We start from the raw sequence: 12,827 nt of genomic DNA, 5'->3' as shown, positions 1-12,827 counted from the left end.
TGGTTATTGTTTCTGGTAGTGCCACACGCGAGCTTCGTTGGTGTTGGCGATGGAAGTGATGGTGATTCCCTCGCTAGCCAGTTCTCGCCCAGTGGCTGTGATGGGCTGGCGCGGTGCGTCCCAATCATTCAACGAATAGTTCGCTTGAGGCTCGAGACCCTCTAATCTCAGCACTACGTCAGATGTGGTCGTACTTGAGCCGTGGAAAGCTTGCACTATTCCTTCACCTGCGCGTGCATCGTGGAACTGCATGGCTAGCCACTGAGTAGGGTCGGTGCTCCATGCGGTCAGCGGGTAATAGTCCGCAGCGTAGAGATGCCGAACGGGCAAATAATGTTCCAAATGTTGCTTGAGTCCCAATACGGCAGTTGGCTCTCGATAGTTAATTGCAAACGATGCGCACGCACCCATGCCGCTGCGCAGCGAAACAGAATCGGTGGCCACTGATCCTAAACCGTGGAGCGGCAGCCACTGCGATAATCCGTGAGTCATCGCCTGCACATTGCGCGGATAACTCTTAGAATCCCAACAGCTATCACTGCGCCACAAACAGACGCTACGAGCCATCATCTCAATATCCAGCCGGCGTCCGCCACTAGCACAGTTGTCGATGATCAGCGCCTGATGACGCTCACGCAGTTGATCGAGGAAGCTGTACAGTCCATTGATGTAGCGAATCTCGCGAAGGCCAACTTGATCGTCAGGTTCAGAGGTGTGCCAGAAGTAAGCGGGATACTCGTTGAAGTCTTGTCGATAGATGGCTACCTGCGCCTGCTCAATTTCGTGCGACACAGTATCGACGGCCCACTGCCGCGCTTGCGGGTTAGCCAAGTCGAGCAAACGGAAACCATCGTTCTCCATGTACCGTAGCTCTGGCGGTGTGCCGCTGGGACTCAAGAGCCAATCGGGATGGTGCCGATCTAGCCAGGTGCCGCGCATGGCTCGTTCGGGTTCAAACCACATCAAGAATCGCAGGTTTTGAGCGAGCGCCGCTGAACCCACGGGTTTCAGGCCGTTGGGAAAACGTTTAGCATCAGGTTGGTGATTGCCTTGTCCCGTCGGAAAGCCAGCTTCGTTCCAGCCTGCATCCAACCAAAACGTATCCAAGGGCAATTTAGTTTTAGCGATTTCATGGGCCAGCGCCGTCAAGTTCTGCTCGGTGGTGTCGTTGAAGGCCAACATACCGTGAACGCTGGCGGCCACCGGCATGAGGCTCATTGGCGGGTGATTCTGTGGAGTAAAGTGCGCTAGCAGCAATCGACGCAACTTGTTTTGTCCAGCGATCGGCTTGCCTTGGTAACTCATCACCATGATCGAAGGCAGTTGGACAACTTCGTTAGGCTGCAAGCGGAAACGGGTGCGCTTGAGACCGGCGCGAATGCGAATGTGGGTTGGATCAAGTTGCTCTATATCCGCCCGCCAATCGCCGGACCAACCGATGGCCACCACCAGTCCGCCCTGCTCTGTGGGCGATACACTGGTGGCTATATTGAACATGGGCATCGCGCCGTCGGAACTGCGTCCGCCAAACGACTCCAATGACAGTTTGCGGTCAACGAGTGATTCAGTTTGCGGCTGAAAGTCCGACTCGTCAGCATGGCTGCCCTTGCTCCAGTGCACTGTCACTTGCGAAGCGGCTGGCAAGCAGAGTGTAAAATCGGCTGACTGAAAATCTTCGATCAGCGGTTGGGTGGCGGCATTGTCAGCGTGCAGACTAGTGCGCCATTGAAATGCATCGAATGGCTCATACTGCTGGACATCCGTCTGCCAACGACCCGCGGCGGGCTCGCTGGGCATGTCCTTGATTTGCTGGATACGAAACTGTCGATCCAATACAATCTCACTCGCGGCAGCGGTGAAAGCGAAGAAAGTCGATAGTAGGCTCAGGAGGATCGTGTGGTTCATCATGGACTACATCATAACCCACTTTCGTGTGCGCCAACTCCGTAGCGGAAGCCGTCAAGGCTTTCGTGTACCCTGGAATGCGACAAACATCACGAAATGCTTGACGCATTCCGCTACCACGCACATCACGAAATGCTTGGCGCATTCCGCTACCACGCGGGTGCTGCGAATTATGATATCGTAACCCAAGACCCTAGCCGCCAAGGTGAGATCATGAACGATGAAATTGAACGACGAAGTTTTGTTAAGCAAGCAGCTGTGAGTGGCGCGGCAGCTTGGGCTGGCATGACCGTTCTGCAGCAGAGTCTCGCAGCCTCACAGGCGCCCGAGCCTGTTAGCGAGGCGCCCGAGCCGAACATGATCGGTGGTTATGGCCCTTGGGCCGCAAAGATAGTTGGCGACAAGCCCGCCAGGCTATCGCTGTTGAACGCGCGATTCACCGACCTGGAGGCTTGGCGCACCGAAGCGCATGCGCGACTGTTAGAGTGCCTGCAACAGCCAGCCCCTGAGCCGATGGCTGATATCCAGGTTGTGACCGAACCGGCTGTTGATGGTGTTGAAGTAAGTCGCGTCAGTTGGCAATTGCCTTACGGAGCACGCACGCAAGCGGTGTTGCTCAAGCCAGCCGGAGCCAAAGGAAAATTGCCCGCGGTTCTGGGATTGCACGATCACGGCGGCAACAAGTACTTCGGGCATGAGAAGATCACTCGCATTGGCTCATCTCAACATCCCGTGATGGTCAAACATCAAGATCACTACTACGGTGGTCGGGCTTGGGCCAATGAACTGGCGCGACGCGGCTACGTCGTCTTGGTGCACGACACCTTTCCGTTTGCCAGTCGGCGGGTCAAGATGGAAGACGTCGCTGAGCCAGCGCGCAAACGTGTGACGCCAGTCGATGACGATTCGGAGTCATCGATCCAAACGTATAATGCTTTTGCTGCAGAGCATGAGCATCTGATGGCCAAGAGTCTGCTGTGTGCCGGCACGACCTGGCCCGGAGTCTTCACTTACGAAGATCAACGTGCGCTCGACTATCTATGTGCGCGCGATGATGTCGATGCCAGTCGAGTTGGCTGTGCGGGCTTGTCTGGTGGAGGTTTACGCACTGTCTATTTAGGTGGCATGGATGAGCGTATTCGCTGCGCTTGTTGCGTGGGCATGATGTCCACCTGGCGCGATTACTTGCTCCACAAGTGCCACACGCATACCTGGATGATTTATATTCCGCTGTTGCCTCGCGACTTAGATTATCCGGAAGTCTTGGGCTTGCGGGTACCCAAGCCAACGCTGGTGCAGAACAACATCCAAGACTCGCTGTTCACCATGCCCGAAATGCAGCGAGCCAACGAGAACCTCAAGGCCGTCTTTGACAAAGCCGGTGCACCTGAGAACTATCGCTGCACGTTTTATCCCGGCCCCCACAAATTCGATGTCGATATGCAGACAGAAGCCTTTGCCTGGTTCGATAAATGGTTGAAGAGCTAATCGTCACCTCCCCCACGACTTTGGAGATCGTCCAGCTTTTAAGGCAGTTGTACGGAGGGCTTTATGTCACCTCTCCCAAGCTTTGCTTGGGGGAGGTCGGAGCCAGCGTTAAGCTAGGCTCCGGGAAAGGGCTCGTTACCGAAGTGGAAGTGTTTGCAGCAGAATGCACCACACAAATTGTTTCGCTGCAAGCGTTTGATATTCGGTCTTTCGGTTGCATAGACCAAGGCAATCAAAGTTTGTGAGCAACCAACGGTGGTTCATTCCCGAAAGTCAAAAACCGGTTAGCGGCCTCCAAGAGGTGCGAGCATGTAGCCGATCTCGCCAGAGATTGGACGTCGATCGGGAACGCGTCCAAAGTCTGGCGACTTCGGCTACAAATGCTGCGCATGTTACAGCGCCCGCTTTAGTCGTCGAGCCAGTCGCTGCCGCAGATTGAGTTCGATAATATCCGACTCATCAAAGGGTGGCATGTACATGGGCAAGTCGCCGATATAGGACTCATTTTTGACAACCTTAATCAACTGCGTGTAGGTTGGGTCCTTTGGGAACTTGATCGTATCGTTTGGACCACGCGACAGACCGAACAGCCCCATGGTTCGGCCGATCATACCCGAAGGTTGCTGTGCCATGGAGATATCGCCGAAGAAGTCGCTGTCGGTGAAACGCACGGGCTTCATAAAATCGAATCGATCTCGATAGAAGTCCGTAACCGCTTGGGCTGAGGTCGCAAAGGCCAGCAAGTTGAACTGCGAGTGAGTCTTCTTCTGGATGTAGATGGCGACCCGGTGTGCGCCCGATCCATGCACGGTCAGTCCGCTCTCGACTATCCGGGCTTTCTTCTTACCTTTGGCTTGAGCAATCTGGGCCGCTTTGGCTTCGTAACTCTGTAGCTTGGCACCAACCGCAGTCAGTTTGTCCATGTCAGCCGAACTGATGCGATAGAAATCGGCTTTGGTAAAGAAGTCACGTTGTATGGGCGCCGAGACGTACTTGGCATTAAACAGTTTGGCAATCTTCAACATGTAGTCGGGATCGTTACCAATGTTGCATGCTCGAAAGGCCAGGTGCGAGATCGAACAGACTTGGATTTCGACCAGGAAATCGTCGATCATTTTCATATCCGTTTCGTTCAGCCCCAATTTGGCTCGACGCTGCGCCGCGGGCAAGTGGTTTTCGTTCAGCAGCACGTCTACGACGGATTTGGTTAGCTCCTTGTTCTTCTTGTTGTCGACTACTAACGACAAGCCTGTCGACTTGGCAGACTGAGTAACCATGCCATGGGAGAAGATCACCAAGGCGGGCTTGTAGACCTGACACTTGAACTTCATAAAGTCCCAGAGATTAATGATCGATATCTGATCCGCATTCACCTGATAGGCGTCGATCATGATGGGGCGTTGCCCACTTACCCCCGGTTCAACCGGACCATTGTTGAGGTAAAACTGAGCAAACTTGAATTCAGATTGGGTGTAGAGTGCGTTTGGCATGAATACTCCTCCGCAGGCAGTTAAGATTCCCCATAGAACCAATGCGTAGAGTTCTCCAAAATGTCTCACACCACCGAAATTTTGCGAGAATACCTTTGGATAAAGAGGATGCAATGACTCTTGCAGATGACGATCAGCAGCAGATACGGCAACTGATGTCCGACTGGCTGCAAGCTACCCAGAGGCAGGACACCGACAAGGTTTTGAGTCTGATAGCTGACGATGCGGTCTTCTTAGTTGCAGGGCATGAACCGTTTGGCAAAGCCGCTTTTGCCCAAGCCTCGCTCAACCAAAAAAATGCAAACGTGCAGCTAGAGGGACAAAGCGAAGTCGTCGAACTGCAAGTGCTTGGTGACTGGGCATTTGGTATGACCAAACTGACGTTGACCATTCGGCGTCCAAACTCCGAGCCCATGATTCGTTCGGGGAACACACTGACGCTGTTCAGAAAGACCGATGGCGTATGGCAACTGGCTCGCGATGCGAATTTACTGAAGTAAGCCAAGTCGACGCGTACTTCGCTTACATGCTGCGCATGGAGAGGTGACGGTCACCTTCCCCGGCGAAGCTGGGGGAGGTCGCAGACGAGGCGTTCAGCCGAAGTCTGCGGGAGGGGGCAATGGGCTAGGTTAGACTCATGCGCTCATAACATGCGTTCATGTCTCGCCCCTCCCGAAATCTTGCTAGCGCTCGATTCGACCTCCCCATGCTGCGCATGGAGAGGTGACTACTTCAGTTCCAACTGATAGTCCTTTAAACCGGCTGATGGCACCTCAACGGTTAAGCCTGAAGTTTGCGCAGACTTAAATTTATCAGGCAATACCACCGTGGGCTTGGGTGGTGGCGCTCCGGTCTCCAAACCCGGAATCTCATCAGGCAGTTTAGGATCATAGGTTAGCCAAATTTGGTTACTACCAACAATGGCCCCATCATCAGGTTTGCGGACACCCAACGTAAATGATCCATCCGCCTGAACCAAACCGGTTGATGGTTCCTGGGCTTCGGCTTTCTCGCAGAAGAAAAACACGCGATAGTCTTTGAGTGGTTTGCCGTTGTAAGTCGCTTTGCCGGTCACCGGTCCAGTTTCAATGGGAATGATCTTCGGGCCGCAACCTACCGCCAAAGGCAATACGAGTATAAGTAACGCAAGTGTTCGCATAACGTCTCCAGCCTAGCAATAAACGAAATGGACTGACCCTGCGCAATGATGCACAGGGCCAGTCCAACGAATCAACTAGTAGCAGTTGGCTTACCAGTCACCAACGACTTCGCCACCGGCCCGAGTACCAACTCCTTGCCAGGTGATTGCATCAATGCCGTCACTGACAAAGCGAACGGAACCATCACCCAACACTAGTTGGGCACCACCAACGTGATAACTTCGGGCGGCCATGTGACCTTCTGCAAAGTTAACCGCAGTCACACAATCACGGAACATCGAGTTCGGTGTCAGCGTATGGTTGTAGAACGTGTAAATGGTCAGCCCGCGATAATACTGATTGCCGCGACCGCGAAATCGCGATTGCGTCGTCGAAGTAATATTGCACTGGGCAGGATTGTAAGGATTATTAATGAAACCTAAAGCACTGGGTGTCAGGTACACTGCTGCGGCATAATCTTCCGGCGTACCAATGGCGATCCCTGTACCGCTTGTCGTGCCGGCGCCCCAGCCACGCTTGATCTCAGAGAAGAACGCTGTGTTGGATAGACCATCGGTGACTTCAGCCAGCTTGATGCCTCGACCAGCGAAAAAGACTGCGGTGCTGGTGGTATCGAAGTAAGTCGACGACAAACCCATGTTCTGGACATAGTTGGTCTTGCCAGCCTGAGTGGCTGAACCCGAAGGCCAAGTTACATAACCACCGGATGGTTCCGAGGGGCATTGATAAAACGGAAACTTCAAAATCGTGGCAGCGAAGTTGTTCGCGTGCGTCATCGGAAAACGGAAATCGAACAAGGCGTGACCAGTACTCGCTTCCACAAATGGCAGGATCAGCGTATGAGGCGTGGCGGTGGTAGCGGCCGTAGCTGCCGGTGCCGGTGCGCCACGGATGTGCCCAGGCGGCAGCACCTTGTGAGCCGATTCATAGTTGTGCAAGGCCAAGCCGATTTGCTTGAGATTGTTCGAGCATTGCATGCGCCGAGCTGCTTCACGAGCAGCTTGCACAGCCGGCAACAATAGGCCAACCAAAATGCCGATGATCGCAATGACCACCAGCAGTTCCACTAGAGTAAAACCCTTCGACTTCATAAAGAACTCCTCAAGTACAAGAATATAAAACCAGCTGAGGGTGCTCCCATTGTAGGCGTTCGCCGCCGCTTGCCTACTATTTTGTCAGCCATATGGGGGCATTTTTTTCCCATGGTCTCTTAATTGCCGCTACAGTGGCGTTGCTGGTAACTGCTCTCCCCGTATAAGCCAGAGATCGTCCAGCTATCAACTATCGAAGTACAAAGGCCAGTGCCACCCAGAACCCTTAACGCCATGCAATTGCACAACTTAAAAGCAGGACGATCTCAGTCAGCCACGGGGAAGTAGTCTGAAATTGGGGTGACGACACAGAGCAATGGTACGATCCTTGCGATATAACTTTGGCATCCGCTTTAGCTTGTTCTGATCACCTCAGGATAAAGAAGTGCTTAAACTTTGAGCATCGATGCCGAATCCGACTCAGGGGTTGCTGAACAAATAGCACAAGCCAGTAATCGCTGGGTTTCCAACGCTGAGATGTTCAGATTTTTAAGCGTCCTTCAACAACTGGTACGCGAACCCTCGGTTGTGGGCACAGAAGACTCATTTTTCCGAGTCATTCGTCGCGAATTGGAAGAGCTGGGATTGAACGTCCACTACTTTCAAGGAGCGTTGGTAGCGCAAGGTAGTCGTCCCGATCAGTTGATGTTATCCGCTCATATCGATCGGCACGGACTGCTGTGCACCGGTCCTAATGAGTTTCAATACGCTGCCTTCATTGCCGGTAACCGCAGCGAGCAGACCGGAGAATCGGTCTCCGAACAGATGCTCGACTCAATTCAGCATCGGTTTCGAGGTCAGCGCGTGCAGGCTCACTTGCCGTATGCCGGGACCTACTTGGGGCAAGGCACGATCATCAACTCGTACATTTGTCCTTCACGTCACAATCTGATCTTCGAGCTAGACGGCTTGGCTTTCCTGCCACCGGGAACGCCGGTGTCCTACCTGGATCGTTTACGGATTACCGATCATCACATTGCCGCTCAGCTCGATAACGTGCTCAGCGTCGCGCTATTGATTCATCTGTTCCATTGCGGATTCCAAGGCACCGCGATCTTCACTGCTCAGGAAGAAGCCGGTCGCAGTTGGCGCTATGCGTTAGATTGGTTCCAGCGTCAACGCATGTCGACTCAGCGTCTATTGGTACTGGATACCAGCCCGTTTCCGACGCGACAAGCTGCCGATGATCAGCAGCTGGTACTGCGACGGAAAGATGCCAATGGTCAGTTTGCACCTGCGTTAACCACCGAGCTGGCGCAGCGTTGCCGGGACTTGGGAGTTGTGATCAGTTTTAAAGACGAGTACGTCGAAAATCAAAACATCGGTCGAGCCAAGCCACTGTCGCTAGGGCGAACGGAACTGGGTCGCCTGGTCGCTGCCACTGACGGTCGCATCAATGGCACCACTCTGCAAATACCGACAACCGGTTATCACACCGCCGACGAGCAAGCCAGCTTATCATCGATCTCCGCAGCGATCGCCGTACTCAAGAGTTTCATCAGCGGTTCACTCGTTTAACCCGTAGCCGCCAGGCGAGGCGAACCCTCTAACCCATGCCTGCGTTTACCTGAGTATCTCGTTTAACCCGTAGCCGCCAGGCGAGGTGAACCCTCTAACCCATGCCTGCGTTTACCTGAGCATCTCGTTTAACCCGTAGCCGCCAGGCGAGGCGAACCCTCTAACCCATGCCTGCGTTTACCTGAGTATCTCGTTTAACCCGTAGCCGCCAGGCGAGGCGAACCCTCTAACCCATGCCTGCGTTTACCTGAGCATCTCGTTTAACCCGTAGCCGCCAGGCGAGGTGAACCCTCTAACCCATGCCTGCGTTTACCTGAGTATCTCGTTTAACCCGTAGCCGCCAGGCGAGGTGAACCCTCTAACCCATGCCTGCGTTTACCTGAGCATCTCGTTTAACCCGTAGCCGCCAAGGCGAGGTGAACCCTCTAACCCATGCCTGCGTTTACCTGAGTATCTGCTTGCTCAAGGAGATCACCTACCGCGTGGGGTCAACTTCTTCGTTTGCCTAGCCTTCGGCTACGGGTTAAACGATTTAGCGGTCTGCGTACTCGTCTAGTTAATCGGGTCGTATCCCGGTACCACGCGCAGCGAGCCCTTTAGAGGCATGACGTCGTAGCTGAGGATGCGATCGGGACCAACGAAGTAGGTGTGATACTCGTCGACCACCAAGTTGAAGGTCGGCTGAGTTTCATCTTCCCGAGTGCCTTTGACTGCCACGGTGCCAGTGGCGGTATGCAGGTGCATGCCTTCGACTAGCTCGCACGAGCGTTTCCAGCCGTGGCCGGCGACCCACCAGAAGTGGCTGGGCGTGGCTTTGATCGTTTCGTGTTCGGTAACGATCGCCATGATACGGCCCTCGCCACGCGTGGTGCGAATGACTGGCTTAAGCGTTAATTCGCCAGATTCAACATCTTGCGATACGACCAGGTCGCCAACTTGGATTTCATCCACCGGTCGCAAACCAGTTTGAGTTTGCACAGTTGTGCCGGCCACCAGGCATTCATGAGCCCTTATTACCAGTGGCATTTGTCGATAGGCTTGTGTGTCTGTGCCCAGGCCTTGTTCCTCATAGTAACTGCGCTGTGCAACTGGCTTAGCCTTTGCGCTCACATACTTTTCGTTGCGATGTCCCCACCAGTCCCACCAAGAGCGCGGCGAATCTTCAAGTTCCTGGCCAGTTACGCCTCTCAGGACTGCATACACTCGGGCAGTATCTCGGGCGATGCGCTGGTTTTCAGCTTCTGCTTCACGCTTAAGCTGGTCGGCTTGGTCGTTGAGGTTCTTTTTAGCTGAGTTGAAAATTTCTGTGGGTACGTACTGTGTGGCAATAAATGGAGTCGACACTACCGAGTTCGCGAGTGTAGTGTTCGTAGAACGAGGGTTTGGAATTGCGCTGGCCACAAAGGACGAAATGATTCGGTATTGATTTTCCGAGCGGACGACTTGCTTTTGGTCCTTCAATTCGCGTGATACCAAAGTCGTCATGACCAGGCGACCATTGGGTAAGCCGACGATGTTAGCGCTGACTTCGATGGGCATGCTCAGCGCACTGAGTAATTCTGGAACTACTAGCGCTTCTGGAAAGCCTTTCAGTTGCTCGATCGCGGTCTGAGTTATCGGTGAAGTCGGTTCTCCAATGGCAAAACTCAGAAGAGCCCTGCAGGCTTCGGTGGTTCGGAAATCGCCTATCTTCTTGACTAGCGGTAAAGCCAATTGGCGATCCACTGTCTTGACGGCTAACTCCATCGCAGGAATGGCATCTTCCTGGTCGATACCTTCCAATGCTTTTAGGGCTGCCAGCTTCTGCTGCGTATTGTTGGACTTGAGCTTCTGAAGAATATCTTTGATGCGTGGGGTCCAGCTTTCTAGCTGCCGGGCGATCTGTTGCGATTCAGTCTTGGCGGCTTGTAGCTCGCGCTTGGTAAACCAGCGGTCATTTTGCCAACGATGTTCTAGTCGTTGTCGCGCTGTTTGGTTATTGGGATCGACATTCAGTACGGCGTAGTAATGAGAGAGGGCTTGATCGCGCAGGCCATGGCGGTCACACCAGCTGGCCAGGGCCAATTGAGAGTCGATATCCGCGGTGGCGCTGTCGCGTTGCTGGTGGTATTTGCTGAGGTCCGTCGACTCGGTGCTCAACTCCTTTAGGTCTTTCCATTGCTTTCCAAGCTTCACTTTACCTACCGCCCAGTGATCCTGCGGGGATTGCAAATTGCTATGGGTCGTTCGGTCGACCGGTTGCCCCAGAGCTTCTTTGGCTTGGAGCTGGCGCAGAGTTGCATTGGGTGAGTCGTTACCAGATGCGCTAGCCATCATGAGGCTAGCATTCACGATTGCAGCGGTAAGCAATCGACCAACGGATACTCGCATAGTGGTCCACTCCTAAAGAGCTTAAGCGCACTCAAATAGGAATTGGCAGCTAAGGCTGCAATTCAAACGAGTGCTCAAATTTTGCCGACTAGAACAGCGGAGGCGGAATGGTGTGTGTAGCCCTTGTATTAGAAGCGCAATCGCAGACCAATGTCAAGGGATTTTTCAACGCGACAAGTTCTGTTTGTTTAGATATTCTGCTACACTTAGTTTCCCGCATCGCTCATCTTGTTCCAAATACGGCTTGGCATCGTGCGGGCAGTTATGGTCGTCTTTCGCTTTGCGAAAGTGCTGGTGAAATTTACCTTTCGTGGAGCGAAAGGCGACACTCGAGGAACCTGGCCATGCGTTGTTTCTCCTTAACAACATCGCTGTTCTTTGCTTGCTTGCTCGCTTCGATGCGCAGCGTCACTGGATCAGAATTCGAGCAGTGTTGCAACTACGCCCACTCGATCGCCGAATTAAACAAAGCTTCGCAGGTCCATGCCGATGCGAGGCAGAAACTAAAGGACCGGTACGCCGCGTGCATCCAGCGGCTTGACGATACACAAGAAGAGTTCGGCAAGCTCCGCAACACGCGTCAACTACAAAGTTTTGTGATGTATGAGGAGTGGTTGAAACGGCAAGCAATCAGGGACGAACTCAACCGACGCGCCAACAATAATATGACGCGAGACCGCGCTACGAATGCGGCCTTGATGGAAGCCTCGATGCGAACCGAATTTCTGCAGCATCAAATGCGCGAGCTCGATTCTGCAGGACGAATTGTGCTTGAACGACGCTTCAACACCGTCTCTGAGCTAGCTAAGGTTGAAGAAGAATACCAAGCCTGGCTGACTGAAAATCAGAAGTTGACCGAACAGTACTTGACGATCGCGGATCTAACAGGCGTTCGTAGCGAGTTGGAACTGCAAGCTGCGCTGCGCGAGCTGAGCAACTCGGATGACGATAACCCAGCTGTGCGACTAGCGCGCGCCTCCATGCTAACTCAGTTGGACTTGATCGATGAAGCCTTGGCTGAAGTGGCCGCCATCGATCCGGCGGATGAATCGTTCCCGGAATGGCAGCCGGTGACGGAAGCGTTTCGGGCTCGCGTTCACATGCATGCCGGCCATCGCGAGGAGGCCTTGCGGGCCCTGAAGCAGATCAGTGCCCAAGCCAAAAACAATCCGCGTGTGCGACTCTTGCGAGCTCAAACATTTTCGATTGATGGGGACTTCGAGAATGCTGAGACTGAATGGCAGCTACTACTCAAGGGCAAGCACGAAGAGATCGTGGCGCGCCGTGCCTTGTCTTTTGTCATGACCGCCAGTCGCACCTTGACCATCAAAGACCAACAAGAGGCCCTCAACCACGCCAAGATTGCTGATGGACTTTCGGGCGGTGAGCAGTGGAGTTGCCAAATCGCCTTGGCCTTGGCCTACGCCGCCAGCGGCCAGAAAGATCAGGCTCTCGAGGCCTGCAAGAAAGCTCAATCCCTAGCCATCGGTTCCCAAAAACTGCTCTGCCAAAACACCGCCGAGCGAATCGAAGCCGATCAAAAAGTAGTCTGGAAATTCAAATAGACCAATCCCCTCAGCGGCCAGACTTGCCGCCCATCGTTTAACCCGTAGCCGCCAGGCGAGGTGAACCCTCTAACCAACTCTGCGTTCACCTGAGTATCCGTTTGCTCAAGAATGTCACGTGCCACGCGAAGTCAACTTCTTCGTTTGCCTAGCCTTCGGCTACGGGTTAAACGACTGAGCGGCCAGCGTACTCGTTTAACCCGTAGCCGCCAGGCGAGGCGCACCCTCTAACCAACTCGG

At 53.8% G+C, this 12,827-nt stretch carries 9 protein-coding genes; 4 read left to right on the top strand and 5 right to left on the bottom strand.

The window, feature by feature from the left end; all coding sequences use genetic code 11:
- Positions 1–3: 3 nt before the first annotated feature.
- Positions 4–1,908, bottom strand: coding sequence for an alpha-galactosidase (locus SH573x_RS29130; protein WP_479351606.1), 1,905 nt, complete (start codon positions 1,906–1,908; stop codon positions 4–6).
- Positions 1,909–2,118: 210 nt separating this feature from the next.
- Between SH573x_RS29130 and SH573x_RS29125 the strand changes: the two genes are divergently transcribed.
- Complete coding sequence (locus tag SH573x_RS29125; RefSeq protein ID WP_479351604.1) at positions 2,119–3,393, top strand: dienelactone hydrolase family protein; 1,275 nt, start codon at positions 2,119–2,121, stop codon at positions 3,391–3,393.
- 392 nt (positions 3,394–3,785) lie between these two features.
- On the opposite strand, the gene SH573x_RS29120 is transcribed toward SH573x_RS29125, so the two are convergent.
- Positions 3,786–4,883: a hypothetical protein gene (locus SH573x_RS29120; protein ID WP_479351602.1), complete on the bottom strand. Its 1,098-nt coding sequence runs from the start codon at positions 4,881–4,883 to the stop codon at positions 3,786–3,788.
- A 113-nt stretch (positions 4,884–4,996) separates the two neighbouring features.
- On the opposite strand from SH573x_RS29120, the gene SH573x_RS29115 reads away from it, so the two are divergent.
- The gene (locus SH573x_RS29115; RefSeq protein WP_479351600.1) at positions 4,997–5,383 is read left to right on the top strand and encodes a YybH family protein; all 387 of its coding nucleotides are present in this window, start codon (positions 4,997–4,999) and stop codon (positions 5,381–5,383) included.
- A gap of 227 nt (positions 5,384–5,610) precedes the next feature.
- Here the strand turns inward: SH573x_RS29115 and SH573x_RS29110 are convergent, their stop codons facing one another.
- Both SH573x_RS29110 and SH573x_RS29105 read right to left on the bottom strand, forming a co-directional pair.
- Positions 5,611–6,042 carry a hypothetical protein gene (locus SH573x_RS29110; protein ID WP_479351598.1) on the bottom strand — a complete coding sequence of 144 codons (432 nt, stop codon included), beginning with the start codon at positions 6,040–6,042 and terminating at the stop codon, positions 5,611–5,613.
- A gap of 90 nt (positions 6,043–6,132) precedes the next feature.
- Positions 6,133–7,134, bottom strand: coding sequence for a DUF1559 family PulG-like putative transporter (locus SH573x_RS29105; RefSeq protein ID WP_479351597.1), 1,002 nt, complete (start codon positions 7,132–7,134; stop codon positions 6,133–6,135).
- Positions 7,135–7,530: 396 nt separating this feature from the next.
- On the opposite strand from SH573x_RS29105, the gene SH573x_RS29100 reads away from it, so the two are divergent.
- A complete protein-coding gene (locus SH573x_RS29100) occupies positions 7,531–8,652 on the top strand; it encodes a peptidase M42 (RefSeq protein WP_479351596.1) in 1,122 nt (373 codons plus the stop codon).
- Positions 8,653–9,204: 552 nt separating this feature from the next.
- Here SH573x_RS29100 and SH573x_RS29095 read toward each other — a convergent pair.
- Positions 9,205–11,022, bottom strand: a complete 1,818-nt coding sequence (locus SH573x_RS29095) for a polymorphic toxin-type HINT domain-containing protein (protein ID WP_479351594.1) — start codon at positions 11,020–11,022, stop codon at positions 9,205–9,207.
- 344 nt (positions 11,023–11,366) lie between these two features.
- On the opposite strand from SH573x_RS29095, the gene SH573x_RS29090 reads away from it, so the two are divergent.
- Positions 11,367–12,587, top strand: coding sequence for a tetratricopeptide repeat protein (locus SH573x_RS29090; protein WP_479351593.1), 1,221 nt, complete (start codon positions 11,367–11,369; stop codon positions 12,585–12,587).
- Positions 12,588–12,827: the final 240 nt, after the last annotated feature.

It is taken from the genome of Rania fehmarnensis, assembly GCF_056494185.1.
Note: the sequence above shows the minus strand (reverse complement) of the source record. Positions and strands in the feature narration are given on the sequence as shown.

What these genes read in the sequence shown, in the direction of transcription:
- SH573x_RS29130 (WP_479351606.1), bottom strand. Translation starts at nt 1,908, where the DNA reads ATGATGAACCACACGATCCTCCTGAGCCTACTATCGACTTTCTTCGCT.
- SH573x_RS29125 (WP_479351604.1), top strand. Translation starts at nt 2,119, where the DNA reads ATGAACGATGAAATTGAACGACGAAGTTTTGTTAAGCAAGCAGCTGTG.
- SH573x_RS29120 (WP_479351602.1), bottom strand. Translation starts at nt 4,883, where the DNA reads ATGCCAAACGCACTCTACACCCAATCTGAATTCAAGTTTGCTCAGTTT.
- SH573x_RS29115 (WP_479351600.1), top strand. Translation starts at nt 4,997, where the DNA reads ATGACTCTTGCAGATGACGATCAGCAGCAGATACGGCAACTGATGTCC.
- SH573x_RS29110 (WP_479351598.1), bottom strand. Translation starts at nt 6,042, where the DNA reads ATGCGAACACTTGCGTTACTTATACTCGTATTGCCTTTGGCGGTAGGT.
- SH573x_RS29105 (WP_479351597.1), bottom strand. Translation starts at nt 7,134, where the DNA reads ATGAAGTCGAAGGGTTTTACTCTAGTGGAACTGCTGGTGGTCATTGCG.
- SH573x_RS29095 (WP_479351594.1), bottom strand. Translation starts at nt 11,022, where the DNA reads ATGCGAGTATCCGTTGGTCGATTGCTTACCGCTGCAATCGTGAATGCT.
- SH573x_RS29090 (WP_479351593.1), top strand. Translation starts at nt 11,367, where the DNA reads ATGCGTTGTTTCTCCTTAACAACATCGCTGTTCTTTGCTTGCTTGCTC.